Source organism: Variovorax boronicumulans, assembly GCF_030812215.1.
In the GTDB taxonomy this organism is placed as follows: domain Bacteria; phylum Pseudomonadota; class Gammaproteobacteria; order Burkholderiales; family Burkholderiaceae_C; genus Variovorax; species Variovorax boronicumulans_C.
Genome location: NZ_JAUSSG010000002.1, coordinates 448818 through 475084 on the forward strand (window position 1 = coordinate 448818; position 26267 = coordinate 475084).

Genomic DNA, 26267 nt, shown 5'->3' on the forward strand with positions numbered 1-26267 from the left:
TGCCTTGGTCTCTGCCATGTGCTGGCCGCACGCCTTCCCGAGACGCCCGCGCAGTGTAGGCAGCGCGAGGCCGGGACCGTCTAGGGTTAGTGCCTAAGCAGAAAGAATCGTCCGATGCTTTGGGGGTGACTTGGGAGCAGCGGTTTCCAGCGGCTTCCGGGTGGGTTCGGTATTGGTTTCAGGCGATCCGAAACCTTCGATCACCGAAATAACTACCGGGCGTTGAAAGTGCGTGGGAACAACGCCGCCTGCGAACGGTCGCGCAGCCGGTAGCTCATGGCCGGACGACCGAGGCTGCCGGTGACCATCCCCGCCTCTTCCATGAATTCACCGTCGAGCATGCGCTTGCGGAAAGCACTCTTGTCCATGGCCCGGCCCAGCACGACCTCGTAGGTGTGCTGCAACGCCGGCAGGGTGAAAGGCTCCTCCAACAGGAAGGCTGGCAGCGAGGTGTATTCGACCTTGCTGCGCAACCGGGCGACGGCCGCGTCGAGCAATTCGCCATGGTCGAAAGCCAGCCGCTTGCGCGACGCGGCATCGACTTCGAACCATGCGACCTCTGCGGCATTGGCACCACTGCGCAGTTGCATCGCCTGCACCGGGATCAGTGAATAGAAGCAGTGCGTGGCCGACCAGCCGCGCGGATCGCGCTTCGCACCTCCCCAGCTTCCCAACTGTTCCAGGTACGGCGTCACCACACCGGTCTTCTCACGCAGCTTGCGCAAAGCGCAATCGAGCAGCGTGGCATCTTCGTCGACGTTCACGAAACCGCCGGGCAGCGCCCACTTTCCCGGAAATGGCTCGGCCGTATCGGAAGGCCGACGCACCAGCAAGACCTGAAGGGCATCGTCGAGCACGGTGAACATCACCACGTCGACCGTGACCAGCGGACGCGGGAAGGTCAGAGATGGGAAGTTCGGCTTGGGTGTGCTCACAACGATGGCTTGACTCCTAGTTTATTAGTTGTACTATACAACTCTTCATTAGTTGTACAGAGCAACCAATGAAGCAAGCAACAAGAAAAACAAAGAGAGGAACTCAAAACAATGAAAGACCTGACTACACCCCTTCCCACCGAACCACACCTCGCCCAGCGCGAACGCTGGCCACAAAGCGGAAGGCACATCCTGGCGCATCACGATGCGCAGTCCGTCGTCGTCTACCAGGCCTACCGTCCCGCCATTGGCGAGTACGCAATCCGGCACGGGCGACTGGACAGCCCCGACTTCAGCCTTTCGCGCATGAGTTGGATCAAGCCCAACTTCCTATGGATGATGTATCGCTCGGGGTGGGGTACCAAGGAAGGCCAGGAGGTCGTTCTCGGCCTGCGGCTGCGCCGCGCTTTCTTCGAGCGGGTGGTCCGCGAGGCCGTGCCCTCGACCTTCGACGACAGGCGCTATCCGAGCCGCGAAGCGTGGCAGGCAGCCGTCGGTCCCTCCGAGGTACGTCTGCAATGGGACCCGGACCACGCGCCGGCAGGCAACAAGCTGGAGCGCCGTGCGATCCAGCTGGGCCTGCGCGGACGCACGTTGGCCGCATTTGCAGGCGAAGAACTGCTCGAAGTGATCGACATGCGCGCCTTCGTGGAAGCACAGCGCCCAATGGCCCAGAACGACAACCCCGAACTGATGCTGCCGGTCGAGCATCCGCTCGATCTTGAAACCTGAGGACAACAAGGAATGACGACGAACACATCCAATGCGCTGCGCAGCAACGAAGACCTGCTGACGTGCATCGCCCAAGGGCACAAGGTCGACTACCTGTTCTTCTGGGGCCATCAGGTCCCGAAGGACGGCAGCGTCGGCAAGAGCTGCTTCAGCCAATGGTACGAAGCGCCCTTCACTGTCGAAGGCGTCACGTACCGCACCGCCGAGCACTTCATGATGGCCGGCAAGGCGCGCCTCTTCGGCGACACGACCACCTGCGAGAAGATTCTGGCCGCACACACGCCCGGTGAGGCCAAGAAGCTGGGCCGGCAGATTCGCGACTTCGACGAAGCAAAGTGGCTCGAAGCCCGCTTCGACCTGGTGACGCGCGGCAACATCGCGAAGTTCTCGCAGAACGCGGCGCTCGGCGCGTTCCTGCTCGGCACCAGGCAGCAGGTGCTGGTCGAAGCGAGCCCCGTCGATGCCATCTGGGGCATCGGGCTGGCTGCGACAGACGCGGCAGCACAAGACCCGCGCAGTTGGAATGGTCTGAACCTGCTGGGCTATGCGCTGATGGCCGCACGCGATGCAATGAGGCTGGCCGCATGAACACAGAACGCTATCAGGGCTGCCTGCTCGGGCTTGCCTGCGGCGATGCCGTCGGCACGACCGTCGAATTCAGCCCGCGTGGCAGCTTCTTACCGGTGACCGGCATGCACGGCGGCGGTCCGTTCGGTCTTGAGCCGGGCGAATGGACCGACGACACCTCGATGGGGCTGTGCCTCGCGGCAAGCCTGATTCATTGCCAGGGGTTCGATGCAGTCGACCAGATGAACCGCTACTGCAACTGGCGCAACGTGGGCTACATGAGCAGCAACGGGCGCTGCTTCGACATCGGCGGCACGGTGTCGGCAGCCCTGACCCGCTACCTAGTTTCGGGCGATCCGTTCGCAGGCAACCCCAGCCCGCGCACTGCTGGCAACGGCGCGCTCATGCGGCTCGCACCTGTGCCGATGTTTTTCGCCGCGAGCGCCCGAGCCACTTGGCAGCAAGCCGGCGAAAGCACCCGCACCACCCATGGCGCACAGGAGGCCATCGAATGCTCGCAACTCTTCGCGTTGCAGCTGCGCGCAGCGCTGCAGGGCGAAGACAAGGCGGCGATCCTGGCCACTGCGCCATTGGCCCCCTTGAGCGAAAAGGTCGCGGCGCTGGCGCGGGGTGACTACGCGTCGAAACCGATCGAGAAGATCAAGGGCTCGGGCTACTGCGTCGAATCGCTCGAGGCAGCACTCTGGTGCTTTGCGCACACCGAGTCCTTCGAGCACGCGGTGCTCGCAGCAGCCAACCTTGGCGACGACGCAGACACCACCGCCGCGATCTGCGGGCAGATCGCAGGTGCCTTCTACGGTGTGGACGGCATTCCGACCGGCTGGCTGCACCAGCTCGTGATGCGCAAAGACATCACGCTGATGGCCGACGATCTGCTTGCGCTGGCGCGACGCTGAAGCGCCCGCGCATCACTCCTGAGGTAGGGCGACCGCCTCCCCCACACGCCGCCCTTCAAGTTGGCTCCCACCCTGCGCCAGCGTCACCCCCACCACCGCATTGCCTGCGCCGCGCTGGAACACGATCTGCGCACCGATGGCGGCCACCGCGAAGCGGTCGGCCCCCGTCGGTGTGAGCGCGTTGTAGCCGCGCCCCGTCTCGCGCACCAGCAGGCGCCCGTTGCGCACCGTGAAGCCCAGGGCCTTGGTCTTGCTGATGCGGTACTCGCCCTTGTAGTCTTCCAGCCGCTTCGGATCGACCGGCACTTCGGTCGTCGACACCGGATAGCGGCTCTTGCCGATCGCCAGCATCACCGGCTGCAGCGGCGCGCGCGCGTTGCTGCTGAGCACGATCAGCGCTTCGCCGGTGTCGGGCGCGAGCAGCCACAGCGTGCGGTAGCCCTCGGTGAGGCCCGCGTGCCAGTAGGTGCGGCGCCCGCCCTCGGGGCCGCGCACCATCACCGCATAGCCGATCTCGGCGCCCTCGTAGTGCGCGAGCGGCGTGAGCATGCGCACGGCGGCAGGGCCCAGCGGGCCGCTCGCGCCTGCGAGGATCGCGCGGCTGAAGGTCATCATGTCCGCAGCCGTCGAACGCAGCGCGCTGGCCGGTGCGTAGGCCACCATGTCCAGCAGCGGCTGGCGGCGGTCGCCGGCGAAGGCCGGGGCCATGCGCGAGGCCTTGTCGCCGAGCGGGATCACGGTGTCGTTCATGCCCAGCGGCTCGGTGATGCGCGCACGCACCAGCTCGCCCCACGAGGTGTTGTAGCGCTCGGCCAGCAACTGACCGAGCAGCGCCATGCCGAAGTTGCTGTACGCAGCTTCGCACGGCGCCGCCGGCGCGGTGAGCTTGATGCGCGAGAGCGCGGCCCAGAACATCGGCTTGTCGAAGCTGCGCAGCTGCTCGGCCAGCGGCGCACCGCCCGTCACGCCGTCGGCCATCACCGGCATGCAGCCCGTGTGCGTGACGAGTTGCTTCAGCGTGACCGCGGCCGCCGCCGGCGGCACGCCCTGGACCTTGCCCGCGAGCACCTTGCCCACGGTGTCGTCCAGCTTCAGGTCGCCACGCTCCACCGCCTGCGCGAGCAGGAGGCCGGTAAAGACCTTGGTGACGGAGCCGATCTCGAACATCGGCTGCTCGGCGCTGTTGGGCTCGATGGGGCGCGGAGGTGAAAGCGGCTCGGGGTTGTAGGCCGCGCCGTACGAGGCCTTGCCGTTGCGCAGGAGACCGATGACCAGCGTTCCGCGCTCGGTCCCGAGCGCCGTCTTGGCCAGCACGGCCGGGTCGCTCGCCAGAGAAAGCTGTTGCTGCTGTTGTTGTTGCTGCGGCGGCTGGAGTTGCGCAGCGGCGCTGCCGGCCAGCAGCGGGGCGAGAAGCCAGGCCGCGAACCAACGACGGCGCATCACCGGGAACATGGCTGTGGACAAGGCTGGGGGCAGGAGCCGCATCGTCGAATTCCTCGGGGCGTCATCGAAAGAGGCGCCATCGTGCCACGCCGATGTAACAAAGGCGCCCCGCGGCCACAATCGCTGAATGCGTGCATTGCTCACCACCTTCTCCTGGCAGGAACTGCGCCACCACCCCTGGCGCAACGCGGCGGCCGTGCTGGCCGTGATGCTGGGCGTGGCGCTCGCGTTCTCGGTGCAGCTCATCAATGCCTCGGCGCTCGACGAATTCTCCAGCGCGGTGCGCTCTGTCAACGGTCAACCGGATCTCGAAGTGCGCGCCGTGCAGGGCGGCTTCGACGAAGCCGTGTTCGCGCAACTGGCCCGGCATCCGCAGGTGACGCTCGCAAGTCCGGTGCTCGAATTCCAGGGCCTGGCCCTGGCCGGCGGCGAACGGCAGGTGCCGATGCGCGTGATCGGCGTCGATGCATTGGTGCTCCCGACCATCGCGCCCGCGCTGATGCCGCAACCCGCAGCGGGCGCCGACCGCTTCGCGCTGTTCGCGCCGGGGCATGTATTCCTCAACGCCGCCGCCCGCAGCGTGCTCGGCCTGCCTGCGCAAGCCAGCGGCGACACCGTCGAGACGGTGCAATTGCGCGGCGGCGCCACGTGGCACCGGCTCGACGTGGCAGGCCACGTCGCCGCCAGCGGCACCGCGCTCGCGGTGATGGACATCGCAGCCGCGCAAGACCTGTTCGACCAGGTCGGCCGCCTCAGCCGCATCGACCTGCGGCTCGCGCCCGGCACCGACCGCGCCGCCTTCATCGATGCGCTTCGGAAGTCGCCCGGCTGGCCCGCGAGCGTGCAGTTCGCGGAACCCGGCGATGCGGCCGAGCGCGTGAGCAATCTTTCGCGCGCCTACCGCGTCAACCTCACGGTGCTGGCGCTGGTGGCGCTGTTCACTGGTGCGTTCCTCGTGTTCTCGGTGCTGGCCTTGAGCGTCGCCAGGCGCGCGCAGCAGTTCGCACTGCTCGGCGTGCTCGGCCTCACACCGCGCGAACGGCTGCGGCTGGTGCTGGCGGAATCCTTGGTGCTGGGCGTGATCGGCAGCGCCGCAGGCCTTGCGCTCGGCACCGCGCTCGCGGCCTTTGCGCTGCGGGTGCTGGGCGGCGACCTGGGCGGCGGGTACTTCGAAGGCGTCGCGCCCAAGCTGCACTGGAGCGGCGGCGCAGCGCTGTTGTACGGCGGGCTCGGCGTGGCGGCCGCGCTGGTGGGCGGCTGGTGGCCCGCACGCGCGGCACAGGCGCTGCCCGAGGCGCAAACGCTCAAGGGGCTCGGCGCCGCGCCCACGCAGAGCCGCAGCCACTGGCTGGCACTCGGGCTGATCGCGGCGAGCGCGGCCCTGGCAAACATTCCCGCCATCGGCGGCATTCCGGTGGCGGCGTACCTCTCGGTGGCGTGCCTGCTGGTGGGCGGCATCACCGCCCTGCCCTGGCTGATCGCGTTGCTGTACGACCGCATCGCACCGGTGTTCGCGCAGCGCGTGCTGCCGATGCTGGCCATCGAACGCGCGCGGCGCATGCGCGGCACGGCGGCCGTGGCGGTGAGCGGCGTGGTCGCGAGCCTGAGCCTTGCGGTGGCGCTCACGGTCATGGTCGCGAGCTTTCGGGATTCGGTGACGCACTGGCTCGACGTGGTGCTGCCCGCCGACCTGTACGTGCGCGCCACCTCGGGCGGCAGAGGCGGCAACAGCGGCGGAGCGAGCAGCACCGACACCGCGACCTTCCCGCCCGCCTTCGTGCAGGCGCTGGCGCAACTGCCCGGCGTGGCGCGCACAGGCACGCTGCGCACGCAGTCGCTGCAGCTCGACGCTTCGCAGCCGGCCGTGACGCTGATCGCGCGCAGCCTGGAAGGCAATGCATCGCAGTCGCTTCCGCTGGTGGGCTCGGCATTGCCCGTGCCCGCGGGGCAGATCGGCATCTACGTGAGCGAGCCGATGGTGGAGCTCTACGGTGCGAAGCCGGGCACGGCCTTCGCACCGCTGGCCGCCGCGCTGTCGGCCACCGCGCTCCCGACGAAAGTCGCGCGCACCTACTTCGTGGCCGGCGTGTGGCGCGACTACGCGCGGCAGTTCGGCGCCATCACGATGGATGCGCGCGACCACGAACAGATCACCGGCCAGCGCGACGTGAGCGACATCGCGCTGTGGCTCGCACCGGACGCATCCGAAGGGGCGGTGCAGGCCGCCGTGCGCGCGCTCGCGGCGCGCCAAGCAGACGGGTCGCCCGACTCGGTGGAGATCGCCTCGGTCGGGCAGATCCGCGCGACCTCGTTGCGCATCTTCGACCGCAGCTTCGCGGTGACCTACTGGCTGCAGGCCGTGGCCATCGCCATCGGCCTGTTCGGCATTGCCGCGAGCTTCAGCGCGCAGGTGCTCGCGCGGCGGAAGGAATTCGGCTTGCTCGCCCACCTGGGCTTCACGCGGCGGCAGGTGCTGGCGGTGGTCGCGGGCGAAGGCGCCGCATGGACGGCCATCGGCGCCGTGGCCGGGCTGGTGCTCGGACTGGCGGTGTCGGTGGTGCTCGTGAAGGTGGTGAACCCGCAGAGCTTTCACTGGACGATGGACCTGCTGGTGCCCTGGGCGCGGCTCGTCGCGCTGTGCGGCGCGGTGGTCGTGGCTGGCACCGTCACCGCGTGGCTGGCGGGACGGGCTGCCGCGGGCAAGGATGTGGTGCTGGCGGTGAAAGAGGACTGGTAGCCCTCCTCTTGCTTCAACGCTCAGAGATCGGCCGTTCCGTTCCAGTCGATCAGGCCGGTGCCGCTCCAGTGGCCGAAGGAAGTGAGGTCCATCTTGGGCAGCCCGATGCGGCGCCAGATATCGATCATGTTGATGACGCGGATGTCGTCGAACACGATCACGACATCGCGCGAGAGCTTCAGCGTGCTCAGGTTGACGAGGATGTCCGCTTCAGTCCGCCCGTCCTTGGGCCCATCGACAAAGATCAGGTCGGCCGACTCGAACAGCGCGCGATGCGGCTCGATGCCACCCGGCGCGGAGATGTCGTGCAGCACCTGCCGCACGCGGCCTCCTTCGAAGTCGGAAGCCGCGAGCCAGGTGTCGGGAAAGCTGTTCCATGCCAGCAGGTCGAAGGTGGTCAGGGTGCCCGATGGCTGCAGGTCCTGCGCAAGTGCCAGCGTGCCCATGTCGGTGAAGGTGCCGATCTCGATCACCGTCTTCGGGTTCAAGGTACGTACCAGCGCGGCCAGCAACCGGTAGTGCTCGCCGGGCCAGGTGTCGAACCAGTGCGGCTCCTTCGAGGCACGACCTTCGTAGATGGGCAACGCGACATCCATCGCCGCCGAACACGCCTTGAGGGCGATGTCCATCAGGCGCCGGCTGGGCCGGGCGGGCTCGTCATCCATGCTCGCGATGATCGAGACCTCCTTGTGGCGCGCGGGGACTTCGGCAAATTTCCGGTTGAGTTCGTCGAGGGTCATGCAGCCTATTTTGCGGGCGTCAACTGGATCCGCTCCACCGTTTCCTTCTCCACCGCCCCGCGGCTGTAGACCAGCGGCACGTACTTGCCTTCGAGCCACAGCGGCGCAAGGTCGCGGTAGTTCGGGCTGTCCGGGTTGCCCGACTGGCCCGGCGTGTTGATGACGCGCGAGGCGTCCCAGTTGCCCACGTCGAGCACCATGCGGAACGACGCGCCCGAGGTCAGCTTGTAGTCGCTGGCCCGGTAGGTCGCGGCCATCGGCGTGAAGCTGGAACCCGACATCGGCCAGTCGCCCACGTCGAGCTTCTTGCGCGTGGCCGCGTCGACCACGCCGGCCAGCGGATGGCGGAACTCCGCGCGGTGCAGGGTGCCCCACTTCCAGGCCGTCATGTCGGGCCCGAGCTTGGCGGTGAGCTCCTGCATTGCGGGCGGCAGTGTCTGCAGCAGCAAGGCATCGCGTTGCGCATCGGAGACCCAGCCGAACGGGTTCTCCAGCAGCAGCACCATGCGGGTGTTGTCGCCCGGCGCCGCCAACGGCGCGCCCACCTCGCCCGCGCCGGCCTTGAGCACGGCCGCGCGCAGGGTCTTGCTGCTCCACACCTCGTAGAGCGCGGCCGCGGCGCTGTCGCGGTCCATCGTGCCGTCCCAGCTCTGCAGCAGGCGCAGGCCGGCGGCGGTTTGCGCGTCGTCGCTGCGCAAGCCCGCCAGCAGTTTCAGGAGCCGCTGCGCGGGCGTCGCGACGATGTCGTTCTGCATGCGCTCGGAGTCCTCGATGGTGAAGCGCGAACCCGCCGCCACCTTCGCGGCGAACAGCTCCTTCAGGCGGCGCGCGCGGGCCGCATCGCTCCATTCGTAGCCGACGCCTTTTTTCGCGGCCGGGTGATCCGGCGGAATGTTGTTTTCGTTCGCGGTCACCACGTAGCCGCGCGGGGGGTTGAACTCCGAAGGCAGTTCGTCGCCATTGCGAAAGCCCGACCACTCGTAGCGGCCGTCGCCCGGCACCGGCATGAGGCCGTCCCAGTTGGGCCGGATCGGCGTAAGGCCGCCCGGAATCCAGCCGACGTTGCCGCTGCTGTCGGCATACACCTGGTTCTCGCCCGGCGCGCCCCAGCGGTTCATCGCGGCGCGGAACTGGTCCCAGTTGCGCGCGCGCATGTAGTCCATCGAACCGAAGTACGGCGCCATGCCGGGCTCCAGCCATGCGGCACGCAACGCGAATGCACGGCGCTTGCCGGGCTCGGCGAGCAGCACGGGACCGTGGCGCGTGAAGGTGTTGACCACCTCGCGCGGCGCGCTCTCGCCCTTGACCGCGATGCGCTCGGTGACGCGCGTCATCGGTTCCCAGCGGCCCTGGTAGCGGTACTCGTTGGGATTGCGCGGGTTGAGCTGGTACACGTACAGATCTTCCTGGTCCATGTAGAAGCGCGTGAGGCCGAAGGCGATGGTGCCGTTGTGGCCGATCGACAGGCCCGGCAGGAAGGGCTCGCCCGCGCCGATGGCGTCCATGCCGGGCGCGCTCAGGTGCGTCATGTAGCGCAGACTCGGCGCGCCGTGCGAGCGGTGTGGATCGTTGGCCAGGATGGGCCGGCCCGTGGATGTGAGCTTCGGCGAGATGACCCAGTTGTTGCTGCCGTAGGCGCCCGTGGGGTCGCCTTGCAGCGCCTGTTGCTGCGCCTCGTCCTGCTCGGCCTTCGCTGCGATCGACTCGGCACTGCCGGGCAGCAAGGCCACCGGCGCGGAGGGCGCGCCCGCATTCATGCCCACCCGCGTGTTCTCCTTGGTGAAGCGCGGCGAATCGGTCGCCCGCAGGTAGGCTGCGCGCAGTTCCGCCGCGGGGATGGTGCAGGGGTCGAAGCCCACCGGCACCTTGGGCGTGACCGGCGGATCGAGCTCGCGGCGCAGCCAGTCGGCCTTGATGCCCGGGCCGCCCGCGCAGAAGGCGCGTGCACGGTCGACCTCGGAAGTGAAATTGAGCGTGAGCCCGTGGTGCCGGATGCGCACCACGTCCTCAGGCGACCACGTCGCCGGTTGATAGCCCAGCAATGCGAACTCGGTCGGCAGCAGCGCGGGCTGCGCCCGCACCTGCGCGACGTAGGCATTGACGCCGGCGGTGAAAGCCTCGGCCACGCGCTTCGCATCGGAGCCGTAGGCGAGCCACTCGCGGTACATGTCGCCGCGATAGAGCACGGCGCGCGCGGCACGGTCGCTCTCGACCCAGGCGGGGCCGAAGTCCTTGGCCATTTCGCCGAGGCCGCGCTTGCGCCACAGGTCCATCTGCCAGAGCCGGTCGCGCGCGGCGATGAAGCCCTGCGCCACGAAGGCGTCGTACAGGGTTCCGGCATAGAGGTGGGGCACGCCCCAGCGATCGACCAGCACCTCGGCGGGCTTCTCGAGGCCGGGGACGGTGAAGGATGAGGAGGGGCGGGTGGGTGTGGCGCTGCCCAAAGGACCGGACGCACAACCTGCGAGTGCGATGGCGGCAAGTGCGCCGATGAGGGAAAGCCGATGGCTCGGCATGCGTCGCGCGGCGAGGCGCGGGCTCGTTCTTTTCATGTGTCTCGTCTCCTGCCTTGTTGATGGCAGCGCACAGTATCCCGATTTCCACCGGCTGCGGGGTTACAAGGCATGACTTGTAGACTGGCGCGCTATGCAGCCCGCCCCCACATCCCCGTCCTGCAGCGCCTGGCTCGACAGCGCCATCCGCCGCATCGAAGCCGACTACCAACGCAGCGCCGACACGCACCTCATCCCGCTCCCCCTGCCCGCGCTCGCGGCAGCGGGCATCGACCTGTACCTGAAGGACGAATCCACCCACCCGACCGGCAGCCTCAAGCACCGGCTCGCGCGTTCGCTCTTTCTCTATGCGCTGTGCAACGGCTGGGTGCGCGAGGGCACGACCATCGTCGAGGCCTCGAGCGGATCGACGGCGGTGAGCGAGGCCTATTTCGCGCGCCTGCTGGGCCTGCCCTTCATCGCGGTGATGCCGCGCAGCACCTCGCCCGAGAAGGTCGCGCAAATCGCCTTCTACGGCGCGAGCTGCCACTTCGTGGACCACGCGGCAGAGGTGTACGAAGAGGCCCGCGCGTTGGCCGAGCGCACCGGCGGCCACTACATGGACCAGTTCACCTACGCCGAGCGCGCGACCGACTGGCGCGGCAACAACAACATCGCCGAGAGCATGTTCCAACAGATGGCGCGCGAGCGGCACCCGATACCGGCGTGGATCGTGGTGGGCGCGGGCACGGGCGGCACCAGCGCGACCATCGGCCGGTACCTGCGCTACCGCTGCCACGACACGCAGGTGTGCGTGCCCGATCCCGAGGGCTCGGTGTTCTCGGCATATCACCGCACGGGCGACGCCACGCTGACGGCGGTCGGCTCGCGCATCGAAGGCATTGGGCGGCCGCGCGTGGAGCCGAGCTTCATCCGCACGCTGGTCGATCGCATGATCGAAGTGCCGAACCTGGAATCGGTGGCGGCGATGCATGCGCTCTCGGCACTGCTCGGGCGCAAGGTCGGGCCGTCGACGGGCACCAACTTCATCGGCATGCTGGCCGTGGCCAACGAGATGCGCGCGGCCGGACGGCAGGGCTCGATTCTTTCGCTGCTGTGCGATTCGGGTGAACGCTACCTGCCGAGCTACCACGATGCCGCGTGGGTGAAGAACGCGTTCGGCGACATCGGGCCGGCGCAGCAGCGCATCGATGCGCTGGTGGCGAGGTGATGATGCCTCCCAGTGCTTTCGGCCTGTCGCGGCGCAGCCTGCTGCTCGCCGCGCTGGCCGCGGCGCCCGCAAGCTGGGCATTGCCTCCACGGACGCTGGAATTCCCGCGCGACTTCGGCAGCCACCCCGACCTTCATACCGAGTGGTGGTACATCACCGGCCACGCCAGGAACGCGGCGGGGCGCGAGTTCGGCTTCCAGGTGACCTTTTTTCGCTCGCGCATCGACGCGACCCAGAACATGCGCTCGGCCTTCGCCGCGAAGAACCTCGTGTTCGCGCACGCGGCCGTCACCGACCTCGAAGGCCGCGTGCTGCTGCACGACCAGCGCATCGCGCGCGCGGGCTTCGGCGTCGCATCGGCCAGCGAAGCCGACACCGAGGTGCGACTGCGCGACTGGTCACTGGTGCGCAAGGAAGGCAGCTACTCGGCGCGCATCCCTGCCGGCGAGTTCGCACTCGACCTGCGCTTCACGCCGACGCAGCCGGTGCTGCTGCAAGGCAACGCCGGCCTCTCGCGCAAGGGGCCCGACGAAGCCCAGGCGAGCTATTACTACAGCGAGCCCCAGCTCGGGACGCAGGGCAAGCTCACGCTCAAGGGCCAGGCCTTCGACGTCGCCGGCACCGCATGGCTGGACCACGAGTGGAGCGAGGCGCTGATGCACCCCGACGCCGTGGGCTGGGACTGGATCGGCATGAACCTGGACGACGGAAGCGCGCTCACCGCCTTTCACCTGCGCCGCAAGGACGGCAGCGCGCTGTGGGGCGGCGGTTCGTTCCGCACGCGCGACGGGGCGCTGCGCGTCTTCAGGAACGACGACGTGCGTTTCGAGAGCCTCGACGCGTGGCGCAGTCCGCGCACGCAGGCGCAGTACCCGACGCGGTGGCGTGTGCAGACGCCCTCTGGAACTTTCGAAGTGCGCGCCCTGCTCGACGACCAGGAACTGGACAGCCGGGGTTCGACCGGCGGGGTGTACTGGGAAGGGCTCAGCGACCTGATCGACGCCCAGGGGCGCCGCATCGGCCGCGGCTACCTGGAAATGACCGGCTATGCCGCCCCGCTGAGGCTGTAGAGTGCCGATGGCGCGGCATGGCAGCGCAAAGCCTGACAACCGACCGGCCTCCGGTTGCGTTGGGCGTTGGGAACAGCACATGCACATCGCACATCAAGAAAAGAGGACCCCATGACGATACGAATCTCCGCGCTGGCCCTGGCCGGTGCCCTGTCTCTGCTTGCAGCACCGATCGGCGCCAGCGCGCAAGTCTCGGTCAACATCAACGTGCCCGGACTGGTCATGGTGGCGCCGCCGCCACCACGCTACGAGGCACCACCGCCACCGCGCGGCGGCTATGTCTGGGTGCCGGGCCGCTGGGCCTGGGATGGGCGCGCGTATGAGTGGCGACGCGGCAGCTGGCGGCCCGCGCGGGCAGGCTATGCCTATGCCCCGGGCCGCTGGGTCGAAGACCGTGGCGGCTGGCGCTGGACCGAAGGCGACTGGCGCCGCCGTGAGGCCCGCCGCGACCGCGAATGGGACGACGGCCACCGGCGGCACGACCGCGACGACCACCGTCATGGCAAACGGCACGGGCACGACCGGGGCGATTTCTGCCCGCCCGGCCAGGCGAAAAAAGGCAACTGCTGACGCCAATGAAAAAGGGAGCCTGCGCTCCCTTTTTTTTGGTGTTGATCGTCAGTCCTTGGCCTGCTTGGCGCGCCGCCGGTCGATGAACGCGATGATCTCGCCCATGATCCCCTTGCGGAAAGCCAGCACGCAAATCACGAAGATCAGGCCCGTGACCATGGTCACCGACTCGCCCAGCGTGTTGAACCAGTCCACCGTCGTGATGCGCGCGAGGAAGTTGCCGAGTTCGCCGATCTTGTTCTCCAGCAGCACCACCACCGCCGAGCCCACGATGGGACCCGAGAGCGTGCCGAGACCGCCCACCAGCGTCATCAGGATGACCTGGCCCGAAGCGGTCCAGTGCACGTCCGACAGGGTGGCGAAGCCCAGCACCAGCGTCTTGAGCGAACCCGCGAGGCCCGAAAGCGCGGCCGAGATCACGAAGGCCAGCAGCTTGAAACGGCTCACGTCGTAGCCCAGCGAGAGCGCGCGCGGCTCGTTCTCCTTGATGCCCTTGAGCACCTGCCCGAACGGCGAGTGGATGGTGCGCACGATCAGCAAGAACGCGGCCACCACGATCACCAGCGCGACGTAGTACATCGTGAGGTCGTTGGCGAGGTCGATGACGCCGAAGAGCTTGCCGCGCGGCACACCCTGAAGGCCGTCTTCCCCGCCGGTGAACTTGGCCTGCAATGCGACGAAGAACATCATCTGCGCGAGCGCCAGCGTGATCATCGCGAAGTAGATGCCCTGGCGGCGGATGGCAAGGATGCCGAAGATCCAGCCGAGAAAGGCCCCGCTCAAGGTGCCGGCGATGAGGCCGAGTTCGGGGGTGAGGCCCCAGACCTTGATCGCATGGCCCGCCACGTACGCCGAGCCGCCCAGGAAGGCCGCGTGCCCGAAGGACAGCAGGCCCGTGAAGCCCAGCAGCAGGTTGAAGGCCGCGGCGAACAGCGCGAAGCACATGAGCTTCATCACGAACACCGGGTAGGCGCCGAAGAACGGTGCGAGCACCAGCGCAACCAGCAGCAGCGCGTAGACGACGGTGGAGATCTTTTTCATGTTCATGCCGTCCGCCTTATTTTTCTTTGCCGAACAGGCCGGCGGGGCGGATGAGCAGCACGATGACCATGATCACGAACACAACCGTTGACGATGCCTCGGGATAGAAAACCTTGGTGAGCCCCTCGATCACGCCGAGGCCCAAGCCGGTGAGGATGGCGCCCATGATGGAGCCCATGCCGCCGATCACGACCACCGCGAACACCACGATGATGAGGTTCTGCCCCATCAGCGGCGAGACCTGCATCACCGGTGCGGCCAGCACGCCCGCAAAGGCGGCGAGCGCGCAGCCGAAGGCGTAGGTCAGCGTGATCATCAGCGGCACGTTGACGCCGAAGGCTTCCACCAGGCGCGGGTTCTCGGTGCCGGCGCGCAGGTACGCACCCAGGCGCGTCTTCTCGATCACGTACCAGGTCGCAAAGCAGATCACCAGCGAGGCGACGACCACCCAGGCGCGGTAGTTGGGCAGCACCATGAAGCCGAGGTCGGTGGCGCTCGAGAGCGCATCGGGTGCGTCGTAGGGCAGGCCCGAGACGCCGTAGACCGAGCGGAACACGCCTTCGATCAGCAGCGTGAGACCGAGCGTGAGCAAGAGACCGTAGAGGTGGTCGAGCTTGTAGATCCAGCGCAGCAGCAACCGCTCGATCAGTACGCCGAAGAGGCCGATGAGGATGGGCGCCGCGATCAGCATCACCCAGTAGTTGATGCCGAAATACTCCATGGCCATCCAGGTCAGGACGGCCCCCAGCATGAACAGCGCGCCGTGCGCGAAGTTGATGACGTTGAGCAAACCGAAGATCACCGCCAGCCCGAGGCTCAGGATGGCGTAGAACGAGCCGTTGACCAGCCCCAGGAGGAGCTGGCTCAACAAGGCGGGGAGGGAAATGTTCATAAGCGTTTCAACGAACCCGGGCGCCGCAAGAAAGGCGCCCGCGGGAGATCACTTCCAGAGGGCGCACTTGCTCTCGGCCTTGGTCGTGAAGACGTCCTCGCCCTTGAGCTTCTGGATCACCTTGTAGTAATCCCAGGGCTGCTTGGATTCGGCCGGCGACTTCACCTGCACCAGGTACATGTCGTGCACGAAGCGGCCATCGGCGCGGATGTTGCCCTTGGCATAGAAATCGTCGATGGGCGTGGACTTGAGCGTCTCCATCACCTTGTCGGCATCGACCGTCTTGGCGGCCTGCACGGCCTTCAGATAGGTCATGGTGGCCGAGTAGTCGGCCGCCTGGATGTCGGTGGGCATGCGCTTGGTCTTCTCGAAGAAGCGCTTGCCGAAGGCGCGCGTCTTGTCGTCCAGGTTCCAGTCCCAGCTGGTGGTGAGCAGCAGGCCCTCGGTGTTCTTCAGGCCCAGGCTGTGCACGTCGGTCACGAACACCAGCAGGCCCACCATCTTCATCGACTTGGTGATGCCGAATTCCTTGGCCGCCTTGATCGAATTGATGGTGTCGCCGCCGGCATTGGCGAGCGCGAGCACCTGCGCCTTGGAGTTCTGCGCCTGCAGCAGGAACGAAGAGAAGTCCGAGGTGTTGAGCGGGTGCTTCACGCTCCCGAGCACGGTGCCGCCCTTCTCCTTCACCACCTTGGTGGCGTCGGCTTCCAGGGCCTGGCCGAAGGCGTAGTCGGCGGTGAGGAAATACCAGCTCTTGTCGCCGCGCGCGATCACCGCGCTGCCGGTGCCCTTGGCGAGCGCCACGGTGTCGTAGGCGTAGTGCACGGTGTAGGGCGAGCACTGCTCGTTGGTGAGCGCCGAACTGCCCGCGCCGTTCACGATGAAGACGCGCTTCTTCTCCTGCGCCACCTTCGCCATCGCGAGGCCGGTGCCCGAGCTGGTGCCGCCGAACAGCATCGTCAGGCCCTGCGTATCGATCCACTCGCGCGCCTTCGAGGCGGCGATGTCGGCCTTGTTCTGGTGGTCGGCCGACAGGAGCTCGATGGGCATGCCGTTGACCTTGCCGCCGAAATCGTCGATGGCCATCTGGATCGCGAGGGCGCCGTTCTTGCCCTCCACGTCCGCATAGAGGCTGGACATGTCGGTGATGAAACCGATCTTGACCTTGTCCTGCGCCTGCGCGGCGCCGGCGGCCAGCGCAATGGCAAGAGAGAGGCCGGAAAGCACGAACGTCTTTTTCATGGTCAAGAACTCCTAGTGAAGGAACGAAAAATCACGGAGGCGCGAATCACTTCCAGGCGGCGCACTTGCTCTCGGCCTTCGTGGTGAAGACCTGGTCGCCCGGCAGCGTCTTGAGCACCTTCAGGTAGTCCCAGGGCTTCTTCGACTCGGCCGGCGACTTCACCTCGACCAGGTACATGTCGTGGATGAAGCTGCCGTCGGCGCGGATCTGGCCCTTGGCGTAGAAGTCGTCGATCTTCATGCTCTTGAGCTGCGCCATCACCTTGTCGGAATCGGTCGTCTTGGCAGCAGCCACGGCCTTCAGGTACGTGGTGGTGGCCGAGTAGTCGGCGGCCTGCACGTCGGTGGGCATGCGCTTGGTCTTCTCGAAGAAGCGGTTGGCGAACTTGCGCGTGTCGTCGTTCAGGTCCCAGTACCAGCTGGTGGTGTGCAAGAGGCCCTCGGTGTTCTTAAGGCCGAGGCTGTGCACGTCGCTCAGGAAGACCAGGAGACCCGCGGTCTTCATGGTCTTGTTGATGCCGAATTCCTTCGACGCCTTGATGGCGTTGATGGTGTCGCCGCCCGCGTTCGCCAGGCCGAGGATCTGCGCCTTGGAGTTCTGCGCCTGCAGCAGGAACGAGGAGAAGTCCGATGCGTTCAGCGGATGCCGCACCGCGCCCACCACCGTGCCGCCCTTTTCCTTCACCACCTTGGTGGTGTCGGCTTCGAGCGCATGGCCGAAGGCGTAGTCGGCCGTCAGGAAGAACCAGCTCTTGCCGCCACGGTCCACCACCGCGGCGCCCGTGCCCTTGGCCAGCGCCACGGTGTCGTAGGCATAGTGCACGGTGTAGGGCGAGCACTGCTCGTTGGTGAGCACCGAGCTGCCGGCGCCGTTGTTGAAGTACACGCGCTTCTTCTCTTCCGCCACCTTGGCAGTCGCGAGCGCGGTGCCCGAATTGGTGCCGCCGAAGATCATGGTCACGCCGGCCGTGTCGACCCACTCGCGGGCCTTCGAGGCGGCGATGTCGGCCTTGTTCTGGTGGTCTGCGACCAAGAGCTCGATGGGCTGACCCAGCACCTTGCCGCCGAAGTCGTCGATGGCCATCTGGATGGCGGTGGCGCCGCCCTTGCCTTCGAGGTCGGCGTAGAGGCTCGACAGGTCGGTGACGAAGCCGATCTTCACTTTCTCTTGTGCCTGCGCGGCGCCTGCGCCCATGGCGAGGACAGCGACGGCGGTGGCGATGAGGCCGAGTTTCTTGTTCATGGTGTTGTGTCTCCTGAAAGAATCTTTGTGGGATGGGGAAAGGGGAGTCTTGTGGACTTTTCTTGTTCAGACGCCGAGCAGCTCGGTGAGCACCGGCATCTTGGCTTCGAGCTCGGCGGCGCCGAACTTCTCCACGATGCGGCCGTGCTCCATCACGTAGAAGCGGTCGGCCAGCGGTGCGGCGAAGCGGAAGTTCTGCTCCACCATCACGATGGTGTAGCCCTTGGCGCGCAGCGTGGTGATCATGCGGGCCAGCGCCTGCACGATGACCGGCGCGAGGCCTTCGGAAATCTCGTCGAGCAAGAGCAGCTTGGCGCCCGTGCGCAGGATGCGCGCGACGGCCAGCATCTGCTGCTCGCCGCCCGACAGGCGCGTGCCCTGGCTGTGGCGGCGCTCGGCCAGGTTGGGGAACATGGCGTAGATTTCTTCGACCGACATGCCCTGTCCCGCACCCTTGAGTTCGGGCGGCAGCATCAGGTTTTCTTCGCACGAGAGGCTGGCGAAGATGCCGCGTTCCTCGGGGCAGTAGCCGATGCCGAGGTGGGCGATGCGGTGCGTGGGCATCGCGATCGTTTCCTTGCCGTTGACCTCGATGCTGCCCTTGCGTGCGCCGGTCAGGCCCATGATGGCGCGCAGCGTGGTGGTGCGGCCCGCGCCGTTGCGGCCCAGCAGCGTGACGACTTCGCCGGGCTGCACGACCATATCGACGCCATGCAGTACGTGCGATTCGCCGTACCAGGCCTGCAGGCCCTTGATTTCGAGTGCGGCGGTCATTGGGCCTCCCGCCGGGCCGCCCCAAGGGAGGCCCGCGCCCCCTCGGGGGGCAGCGAATACACGAAGTGATGAGCGTGGGGGTTCATGTCAATGCGCGCCCTGCATTTCGCCGTCCGTCGTGCCCATGTAGGCCTCCATGACCTGCGGGTTCTTCGAGACTTCGGCGTAGGGGCCTTCGGCCAGCACGGCGCCGCGTTGCAGCACGGTGATGGTGTCGGCAATCGTCGAGACCACGCTCATGTTGTGTTCGACCATGAGGATGGTGCGCCCGGCCGACACCCGCTTGATGAGCTCGGCCACGCGATGCACGTCTTCGTGGCCCATGCCCTGCGTGGGTTCGTCCAGCAGCATCAATTCGGGCTCCATCGCCAGCGTGGTGGCGATCTCCAGCGCGCGCTTGCGGCCGTAGGGCAGGTTCACGGTCTGTTCATCGGCGAGTTCTTCCAGGCCGACTTCAGCCAGCAGCTCGCGTGCTCTGGCATCCAGGGGTTTGAGCGACTTCTCGCTCTTCCAGAAGTGGTACGACGTGCCCAGGCGGCGCTGCAGGCCCAGCCGCACGTTCTCCAGCAGCGTGAGGTGCGGGAACACGGCCGAGATCTGGAACGAGCGGATGATGCCGCGCCGTGCGATCTGCGCGGGGCGCTCCCCGGTGATGTCCTCGCCGTTGAACAGGATCGTGCCCGTGGTCGGCTCCAGGAACTTCGTGAGCAGGTTGAAGCAGGTGGTCTTGCCGGCGCCGTTGGGGCCGATGAGGGCGTGGATCGAGCCGCGCACCACCGAGAGGTTGACCTTGCTGACCGCGGTGAACCCCTTGAATTCCTTGGTGAGCTGGCGTGTTTCGAGGATGACGTCGCTCATCTCGCGAGGTCGCCCGGGTTCGGAAAAAAGAAGTCGGTCATGCGGTCCATCTTGGCGCGCCACCATGGAGCGCGGACCGATTGTTGGTGGGCGACCCGCGCTTGCATACTGGGGCAAATGCCTATGCTGCAGTGCAACCTGCACAAGACGGACAAGTTATGCACGATCACCAACTGTCGTCGCGTTGACAATGACGCCCCCTCCGCCCTCTCCCGACAACTCTTCATGCCATCCATGCCCGTAACGATCCGCGATGTGGCCGAGGCCGCCGGTGTGTCGATCAGCACCGTGTCGCGTGCCCTGAAGAACCAGCGCGGCCTCTCGGACGAGACCCGCCGCATGATCCGCAAGATCGCCAGCGAAGTCGGCTACAACGCCGGGCGCCTGCGCAGCGCCAAGGCCAAGCGGCTGGTCTTCATGGTGCATCGCCAGCACAGCCACTTCTCGGTCAACCCCTTCTTCTCGGACGTGCTGCATGGGGTGGAGGAAGCCTGCCGCGAATCGGGCATCGTGCCCACGCTGCTCACCTGCGGCCCGACCGACCCGATCCGCGAGCAGCTGCGGCTGCACGAGCCCGACATGATCCTGGCGGCCGGCTTCTTCGAGACCGAGGTGCTCGACATGGTGGCCGGGCTCGACCTGCCCTTCGCGCTGATCGACTTCTCGCTGCGCGACATGCTCGCGGTGAACCCGGACAACACGACCGGCGGCTTCCTGGCCACGCGCCACCTGCTGGACATCGGCAGACAGCGCATCGCCTACATCGCGGGGTCGCTCGCGCATGTGAGCATCCTCGAGCGGGCCCACGGCTACCGCCGCGCGCTGTTCGAGGCCGGCATCCTCGCCGACCCGGAGCTGGAAGTGGTCGCGCCATTGGGCCTGCCGCACGACCGCGGCGCCTCCGCTGCGATGCAGCAGCTGCTGCGCCTGCGCAAACCACCCGACGCCGTGTTCGCCTGCAACGACATGGCCGCGCTCGCAGCGCTCGACACCTGCCTCGCGGCGGGCCTGCGCGTGCCCGAGGACGTCGCGATCGTGGGCTTCGACGACGTGCAGACCGCCGCATCGGCCAAGCCGCCGCTCACCACGGTGCGCGTGGACCGCCAGGCGCTGGGTCGCATGGGCGTCGAACTGGCAATGCAGGGCGGCTCACTGCCGCGGCTGAACACGCTGCCGGTCGAACTCATCGTTCGGCAAAGCACGGTGGGCTAGGACCCTCTTTTCTCTCCGGTGGGGGCGGCCTTTGTTGCGCTGCCAACGCCGTGTTTCGTCCGGGAAAGCACAAGGCGTGAAGCCACGGTGCGCTGCCTAAACTGCCGCGCACCCTGCAACCGGAGAAACACATGAAGAAGAACGCCATCGCACTCTCGATCGGTCTTGCCATCGGCCTTGCCGGCAACGTCGCCACAGCCCAGCAACAGAGCGTGGAGGTCCTGCACTGGTGGACCTCGGGCAGCGAGGCCGGCGCGCTCAACGTGCTCAAGGCCAACCTCGAGAAGCAGGGCGTGAAATGGAACGACATGCCCGTGGCCGGCGGCGGCGGCGAGGCCGCGATGACCGCGCTGCGCGCCCGCGTGACCTCGGGCAACCCGCCCACCGCCTCGCAGATGCTGGGCTTCGACATCCTCGACTGGGGCAAGCAGGGCGTGGTGGCCGACCTCAACGCGCTCGCGCAGAAGGACGGCTGGGACAAGGTGGTGCCCCCCGCCCTGCAGAAGTTCTCGAAGTACAACGGCAAGTGGATCGCCGCGCCGGTGAACGTGCACTCGACCAACTGGGTCTGGGCCAACCAGGCCGTGCTCGTGAAGGCGGGCGTCACCGCCGAGCCGAAGAACTGGGACGAGTTCATCGCCGCCGCCGAGAAGGTGCAGAAGGCCGGCTTCATCGCCCTCGCCCACGGCGGCCAGCCGTGGCAGGACGCGACGCTCTTCGACAGCGTGGCCATGGCCACCGGCGGCGTCGACTACTACCGCAAGGCCTTCATCGACTTCGACACGAAGACCATCGCTTCGCCGACCACCGAAAAAGTGTTCCAGCGCATGGCGCAACTGCGCAAGCTGGTGGACAAGGACTTCTCGGGCCGCGACTGGAACGTGGCCTCGGGCATGGTGATCGGCGGCAAGGCCGGCTTCCAGATCATGGGCGACTGGGCCAAGGGCGAGTTCGTCAACGCGAAACTCGTGCCGGGCAAGGACTTCGCCTGCTTCCGCTTCCCGGGCACGCAGGGCACGGTCACCTTCAACGCCGACCAGTTCGTGATGTTCACGCTCAAGGACGCGGGCAAGACCGCCGCGCAGCAGAAGCTGGCCGCCGCGATCATGGACCCGGGCTTCCAGTCGACCTTCAACGTGGCCAAGGGCTCCGCGCCCGCGCGCACCGACGTGCCCGACACCGCCTTCGACGCCTGCGGCAAGAAGGCCATCAAGGACCTGGCCGAAGCCAGCAAGGCCAACACGCTGGTGGGTTCCATCGGCCACGGCCATGCGGAGCCGGCTTCGATCAAGAACGCGTTCTACGACGTGATCACGCGCCACTTCAACGGCCAGCTCGACGACAAGAAGGCCGTGGCAGCGATGGTCTCTGCCGCGAAGAACTGATGCGCCGCTGTTCCTGGGTGTCGAGGGTGTTCGAGGCACCCGCACGATCATGAAAGCCGGACTGCTGCCCAAGCTGCTGCTGACGCCGAGCGCCCTGCTCGTGCTGGTGTGCGTGTACGGCTACATCATGTTCACGGTCTACCTGTCGTTCACGACGTCGACCATGCTGCCCACCACCGAGTGGGCCGGCACGGCCGCCTACGACCGGTTGACGGGGCTGGAGAACTGGGAGGTGTCGCTGCGCAATCTCGCGGTCTTCGCGAGCCTCTACATCGCGGTGGCGATGGTGCTGGGCCTCGTGCTGGCGATCCTCATCGACCAGAAGGTGCGCGCCGAGGGCGTGCTGCGCTCGATCTACCTGTACCCGATGGCCCTCTCGCTCATCGTCACGGGCACGGCGTGGAAGTGGCTGCTCGACCCCGGCGTGGGCATCGAGCACACGCTGCAGAGCCTGGGCTGGAGCGGCTTCTCGTTCGGCTGGATCAAGGACGGCGAGATGGCGATCTACTGCGTCGTCATCGCCGCCGTCTGGCAGACCACCGGCTTCGTGATGGCGATGTTCCTCGCGGGGCTGCGCGGCGTCGACGGCGAGCAGATCAGCGCGGCACGGGTCGATGGCGCGCGCCCCTGGCAGATCTACACGCGCATCGTGATTCCGCAACTCGGGCCGGTCTTCGTTTCGGCCTTCGTGATCCTCGCGCACATGGCGATCAAGTCGTACGACCTGGTGATCGCCCTCACCAACGGTGGGCCGGGGCGCTCGACCTGGCTGCCCTCGGTCTTCATGTACCAGTACACCTTCACCCGCAACGAGATGGCAGTGGGTGCGGCGAGCTCGGTGCTGATGCTCGCTGCCATCGGCGTCGTGGTGGTGCCCTATCTGCTGCGCGAGATGCGAGGAGCAAAGCATGGCTGAACGCACGATGCGCTTCGTTCTGTATGCCGTGCTGCTGGTGCTGGCCTTCGTGTTCCTGATGCCGGTCTATGTGATGGTCATCAACTCGCTCAAGCCGCTGGAAGAAATCCGCAGCGGCAACCTGATGACGCTGCCCATCGACTGGACCCTCGACCCCTGGCGCGCGGCCTGGAGCACGGCGCAGATCGGCGTGCAGCCCACGGGCCTGAAGCCCTACTTCATCAACTCGTTCCTGCTGGTGGTTCCTGCCGTGGCAATCTCCACGCTCATCGGCGCGCTGAACGGCTACATCCTCACGCAGTACCGCATTCGCGGCGCGCATCTCCTGTTCGCGGCGATGCTGTTCTCGGTGTTCATCCCGTTCCAGATCGTGCTGATCCCGATGGCGCGCACGCTCGGGTTCCTCGGCATCGCGGGCACGGTGACGGGGTTGATCTTCGTGAACGTGGTGTACGGCATCGGTTTCACCACCCTCTTCTTTCGCAACTACTACGCGGCCTTTCCGCAGGAGCTGGTGCGCTCGGCGCGCATGGACGGCGCGGGCTTCTTCGGGGTGCTGCTGCGCATCCTCTTGCCCAACAGCACGCCGATCATCGTGGTGACGGTGATCTGGCAGTTCACCAACATCTGGAACGAATTCCTGTTCGGCGCTTCGTTCAGCGACTACAGCTCGTTCCCGATCACGGTGGCGCTCAACAACCTGGTGAACAGCTCCACCGGGGTCAAGGAATACAACGTGCATTTCGCGGGAGCGTTCATCGCGGCGCTTCCCACGCTGGTGGTGTATTTGGTGTCTGGAAAATATTTCGTGCGCGGCCTCATGGCCGGCTCGGTCAAAGGTTAGTGAATGGCTTCGTTGGACCTGATTGGTATTCGCAAGAGCTTCGGCCCCGTCCAGATACTTCATGACATCTCCATCGCGCTGAAGGACGGCGAGTTCCTGGTGCTGGTGGGGCCCTCGGGCTGCGGCAAGAGCACGCTGATGAACATCATCGCGGGGCTGGAAGAACCCACCGAGGGCGAGCTGCGCCTCAACGGCGCGGACATCACGAAGACCGCCCCTGCGGAGCGCAACATCTCGATGGTGTTCCAGTCGTACGCGCTCTACCCCAACATGACGGTGGCCAAGAACATCGAGTTCCCGCTGGAGATGCGCAAGGTCGACAAGGCCGCGCGCGCCGAACGCGTGAAGAAGGTCGGCGAGCTGCTGCAGATCGGCCACCTGATGGACCGCAAGCCCCGCCAGCTCTCGGGCGGACAGCGGCAGCGCGTGGCCATCGGACGGGCGCTGGCGCGCGAGCCGCAGCTCTACCTGTTCGACGAGCCGCTCTCCAACCTCGATGCGCAACTGCGGCTGGACATGCGCACCGAGATCAAGAAGCTGCACCAGCGGCTCAACGCCACCATCGTCTACGTCACGCACGACCAGATCGAGGCGATGACGCTGGCCACGCGCATTGCGGTGATGAAGGGCGGCGTGCTGCAGCAACTGGGCACGCCGCACGAGGTCTACAACCGGCCGGCCAACACCTTCGTCGCGAGCTTCATGGGCTCGCCGCGCATGAACCTGCTGCGCATGCGGGTGGCGATGACGCCCGCCGGCGGGCTGGAACTGCTGACGGCCGGCGGCGGCGGCGCGGTGCGCATCGACCTGCCGCTGTCGTTGACGCCCGCGCAGCTGCATGCGTATGCGGGCCAGGAAGTGATCGTGGGACTGCGGGCCGAGGCGGTCGGGCTGGCAGACTACGGCGCCGAAGGGCGCGGTACGCAGCAACGGGTGAATGCGCGCGTTCAGGTGGTGGAGCCGACTGGGGCCGATACGCTGGTGCTGCTCGATCTTGGCGGGCATGATTTCACCGCGCGCCTGCCACCTGACGTGACGCTGCAGCCCGGGGCCACGGCGCATTTCTCGATCGACCTGTCGAAGATCGTCTTCTTCGACGCCGAGGCGGAAACGCTGATCGGCTGACCTCTGGCACGGAGGACAACGAGATGACGCCCATGGCCGACTGGATGAACGACATTCCCCGTGCGGTGGTGCAGGCCCAACGGGCCTTGCGCGCGAGCGTGCCCGACCTCGCCCGGCGCTTCGCGCTCGAAACCGAGTTCCTCGAGGACGAGGTGGCGACGGTGCGTGCCGAGCAGGCCAGCGGCGGCGCGGTGCCCGAGCTGGCCTATGCCGACATCGCGCACGGGCGCGTGTCGCCGGAACAGATCGCTCGCATCCACCGGCGCGGCTGCGTGGTGGTGCGCGGCGTGTTCGACGCGGCGCAGGTGCAGGCGTGGAACGAGGAGATCCACCGCTACATCGACGGCAACGACTACTACGCGCACGCACGCGCCAAGGCGGGCCTGGACAAGTACTTCAGCGCGCTGGCCTCGGGCCGGCCTCAGATCTTCGGCCTCTACTGGTCGCGCCCGCAGATGCAGGCCCGGCAGGACGAGCGCATGCACGCGACGCGCGCTTTCCTCAACCGCCTCTGGACCTTCGAGAAGAACGGCACCCGCTTCTTCGACCCCGACCGGCAGGCCAACTACGCCGACCGCATCCGCCGCCGCGAGCCCGGCGATTCGACGCTGGGGCTGTCGCCGCATTCCGATGGCGGCTCGGTCGAGCGCTGGTGCGAGCCGACCTTCCGGCACGTGTACCGCGAGGTGTTCGAAGGCGACCTCTCGCGCTTCGACCCCTTCGATGCCGAAGGCCGCATCGAGACGCGCGAGATCCCCTCCCCCGCCGTGTGCTCGGCCTTTCGCACCTTCCAGGGCTGGACCGCGCTGTCGCGGCAGGGCCCGGGCGACGGCACGCTGCGGCTGGTGCCGATCGCGCGCACCGCGCCCTGGATGCTGCTGCGCGCGCTGCAGCCCGACGTGCCCGAAGGCGACCTCTGCGGCGCGCAGCCCGGCCGCGCGCTCGGCGCCACGGCCGAGTGGCATGCCGAGTTGCGCGACGGGCTGATCCCGATTCCGCTGGTCGAGCCCGGCGACACCGTGTGGTGGCACTCCGACGTGATCCACGCCGTGGAGGACGAACACCGCGGCAGCCAGCACAGCAGCGTGATCTACATCGCCGCCGCACCCTGGTGCGAGAAGAACCGCGCTTTCATGGCGCGGCAGGCGCCTGCCTTCCTGGCCGGGCGCAGCAGCCCCGATTTCGCACCCGAAGACTACGAAGTCGATTTCAAAGGCCGTGCCACGCCCGATGACCTGACGCCCCTCGGGTTGCGCCAGATGGGCCTGCACGCCTGGGATTGACGAACCCCATTTCTTTTT

At 67.1% G+C, this 26267-nt stretch carries 23 protein-coding genes; 13 read left to right on the forward strand and 10 right to left on the reverse strand.

What is annotated here, in order from left to right:
- Positions 1-212: 212 nt before the first annotated feature.
- Complete coding sequence (locus tag J2W23_RS08395; RefSeq protein WP_307648379.1) at positions 213-866, reverse strand: NUDIX hydrolase; 654 nt, start codon at positions 864-866, stop codon at positions 213-215.
- A gap of 180 nt (positions 867-1046) precedes the next feature.
- Between J2W23_RS08395 and J2W23_RS08400 the strand changes: the two genes are divergently transcribed.
- Genes J2W23_RS08400 through J2W23_RS08410 form a run of 3 tightly spaced genes read left to right on the forward strand, consistent with a single transcriptional unit; the run spans position 1047 to position 3151 of the window.
- Entirely contained in the window at positions 1047-1667 is a 621-nt protein-coding gene (locus tag J2W23_RS08400; RefSeq protein WP_307648380.1) for a DUF4291 domain-containing protein, read from the forward strand.
- Between the two features lie 12 nt (positions 1668-1679).
- On the forward strand, positions 1680-2255 hold the full coding sequence (locus J2W23_RS08405; protein WP_307648381.1) for an NADAR family protein: 576 nt from the start codon (positions 1680-1682) through the stop codon (positions 2253-2255).
- Complete coding sequence (locus J2W23_RS08410; RefSeq protein WP_307648382.1) at positions 2252-3151, forward strand: ADP-ribosylglycohydrolase family protein; 900 nt, start codon at positions 2252-2254, stop codon at positions 3149-3151. Before J2W23_RS08405 ends, J2W23_RS08410 begins: the two co-directional genes overlap by 4 nt.
- Before the next feature lie 12 nt (positions 3152-3163).
- Here J2W23_RS08410 and J2W23_RS08415 read toward each other — a convergent pair whose 3' ends face one another.
- A complete protein-coding gene (locus J2W23_RS08415) occupies positions 3164-4615 on the reverse strand; it encodes a serine hydrolase domain-containing protein (RefSeq protein WP_307648383.1) in 1452 nt (483 codons plus the stop codon).
- Between the two features lie 106 nt (positions 4616-4721).
- Here J2W23_RS08415 and J2W23_RS08420 point away from each other — a divergent pair, with 106 nt between their 5' ends.
- A complete protein-coding gene (locus tag J2W23_RS08420) occupies positions 4722-7331 on the forward strand; it encodes an FtsX-like permease family protein (protein WP_307648384.1) in 2610 nt (869 codons plus the stop codon).
- A 20-nt stretch (positions 7332-7351) separates the two neighbouring features.
- On the opposite strand, the gene J2W23_RS08425 is transcribed toward J2W23_RS08420, so the two are convergent.
- Both J2W23_RS08425 and J2W23_RS08430 read right to left on the reverse strand, forming a co-directional pair.
- Positions 7352-8071, reverse strand: a complete 720-nt coding sequence (locus J2W23_RS08425; protein WP_307648385.1) for a methyltransferase — start codon at positions 8069-8071, stop codon at positions 7352-7354.
- 5 nt (positions 8072-8076) lie between these two features.
- On the reverse strand, positions 8077-10587 hold the full coding sequence (locus J2W23_RS08430) for a penicillin acylase family protein (RefSeq protein WP_373423909.1): 2511 nt from the start codon (positions 10585-10587) through the stop codon (positions 8077-8079).
- A gap of 130 nt (positions 10588-10717) precedes the next feature.
- Here J2W23_RS08430 and J2W23_RS08435 point away from each other — a divergent pair, with 130 nt between their 5' ends.
- The 3 genes from J2W23_RS08435 to J2W23_RS08445 all read left to right on the forward strand — a co-directional run bounded on the left by J2W23_RS08435 (position 10718) and on the right by J2W23_RS08445 (position 13434).
- Positions 10718-11794 (forward strand): PLP-dependent cysteine synthase family protein, encoded by a 1077-nt coding sequence (locus J2W23_RS08435; protein WP_307648387.1) that lies wholly within the window; start codon positions 10718-10720, stop codon positions 11792-11794.
- A 2-nt stretch (positions 11795-11796) separates the two neighbouring features.
- Complete coding sequence (locus tag J2W23_RS08440) at positions 11797-12864, forward strand: lipocalin-like domain-containing protein (protein WP_307648388.1); 1068 nt, start codon at positions 11797-11799, stop codon at positions 12862-12864.
- Positions 12865-12975: 111 nt separating this feature from the next.
- Positions 12976-13434 carry a hypothetical protein gene (locus J2W23_RS08445; protein ID WP_307648389.1) on the forward strand — a complete coding sequence of 153 codons (459 nt, stop codon included), beginning with the start codon at positions 12976-12978 and terminating at the stop codon, positions 13432-13434.
- Between the two features lie 48 nt (positions 13435-13482).
- Here J2W23_RS08445 and J2W23_RS08450 read toward each other — a convergent pair whose 3' ends face one another.
- The 6 genes from J2W23_RS08450 to J2W23_RS08475 form a co-directional block, all read right to left on the reverse strand.
- Entirely contained in the window at positions 13483-14481 is a 999-nt protein-coding gene (locus J2W23_RS08450; protein WP_176656464.1) for a branched-chain amino acid ABC transporter permease, read from the reverse strand.
- A gap of 10 nt (positions 14482-14491) precedes the next feature.
- Positions 14492-15367, reverse strand: a complete 876-nt coding sequence (locus J2W23_RS08455) for a branched-chain amino acid ABC transporter permease (protein WP_176656463.1) — start codon at positions 15365-15367, stop codon at positions 14492-14494.
- Positions 15368-15415: 48 nt separating this feature from the next.
- Positions 15416-16609 (reverse strand): ABC transporter substrate-binding protein, encoded by a 1194-nt coding sequence (locus tag J2W23_RS08460; protein WP_176656462.1) that lies wholly within the window; start codon positions 16607-16609, stop codon positions 15416-15418.
- Positions 16610-16655: 46 nt separating this feature from the next.
- Positions 16656-17804 (reverse strand): ABC transporter substrate-binding protein, encoded by a 1149-nt coding sequence (locus tag J2W23_RS08465; RefSeq protein WP_307648506.1) that lies wholly within the window; start codon positions 17802-17804, stop codon positions 16656-16658.
- A 114-nt stretch (positions 17805-17918) separates the two neighbouring features.
- Positions 17919-18626 (reverse strand): ABC transporter ATP-binding protein, encoded by a 708-nt coding sequence (locus tag J2W23_RS08470; protein ID WP_176656460.1) that lies wholly within the window; start codon positions 18624-18626, stop codon positions 17919-17921.
- A gap of 87 nt (positions 18627-18713) precedes the next feature.
- Positions 18714-19484, reverse strand: coding sequence for an ABC transporter ATP-binding protein (locus J2W23_RS08475; RefSeq protein WP_176656459.1), 771 nt, complete (start codon positions 19482-19484; stop codon positions 18714-18716).
- A 234-nt stretch (positions 19485-19718) separates the two neighbouring features.
- Here J2W23_RS08475 and J2W23_RS08480 point away from each other — a divergent pair, with 234 nt between their 5' ends.
- The 6 genes from J2W23_RS08480 to J2W23_RS08505 all read left to right on the forward strand — a co-directional run bounded on the left by J2W23_RS08480 (position 19719) and on the right by J2W23_RS08505 (position 26249).
- Complete coding sequence (locus J2W23_RS08480) at positions 19719-20696, forward strand: LacI family DNA-binding transcriptional regulator (protein ID WP_307648390.1); 978 nt, start codon at positions 19719-19721, stop codon at positions 20694-20696.
- Positions 20697-20827: 131 nt separating this feature from the next.
- Entirely contained in the window at positions 20828-22081 is a 1254-nt protein-coding gene (locus J2W23_RS08485; RefSeq protein WP_307648391.1) for an ABC transporter substrate-binding protein, read from the forward strand.
- Between the two features lie 49 nt (positions 22082-22130).
- The gene (locus tag J2W23_RS08490) at positions 22131-22997 is read left to right on the forward strand and encodes a carbohydrate ABC transporter permease (RefSeq protein WP_307648392.1); all 867 of its coding nucleotides are present in this window, start codon (positions 22131-22133) and stop codon (positions 22995-22997) included.
- The gene (locus tag J2W23_RS08495; protein WP_307648393.1) at positions 22990-23841 is read left to right on the forward strand and encodes a carbohydrate ABC transporter permease; all 852 of its coding nucleotides are present in this window, start codon (positions 22990-22992) and stop codon (positions 23839-23841) included. The genes J2W23_RS08490 and J2W23_RS08495 overlap by 8 nt, the downstream gene beginning before the upstream one ends.
- Before the next feature lie 3 nt (positions 23842-23844).
- The gene (locus J2W23_RS08500; protein ID WP_307648395.1) at positions 23845-24966 is read left to right on the forward strand and encodes an ABC transporter ATP-binding protein; all 1122 of its coding nucleotides are present in this window, start codon (positions 23845-23847) and stop codon (positions 24964-24966) included.
- Positions 24967-24998: 32 nt separating this feature from the next.
- On the forward strand, positions 24999-26249 hold the full coding sequence (locus J2W23_RS08505; protein ID WP_307648507.1) for a YbiU family protein: 1251 nt from the start codon (positions 24999-25001) through the stop codon (positions 26247-26249).
- Positions 26250-26267: the final 18 nt, after the last annotated feature.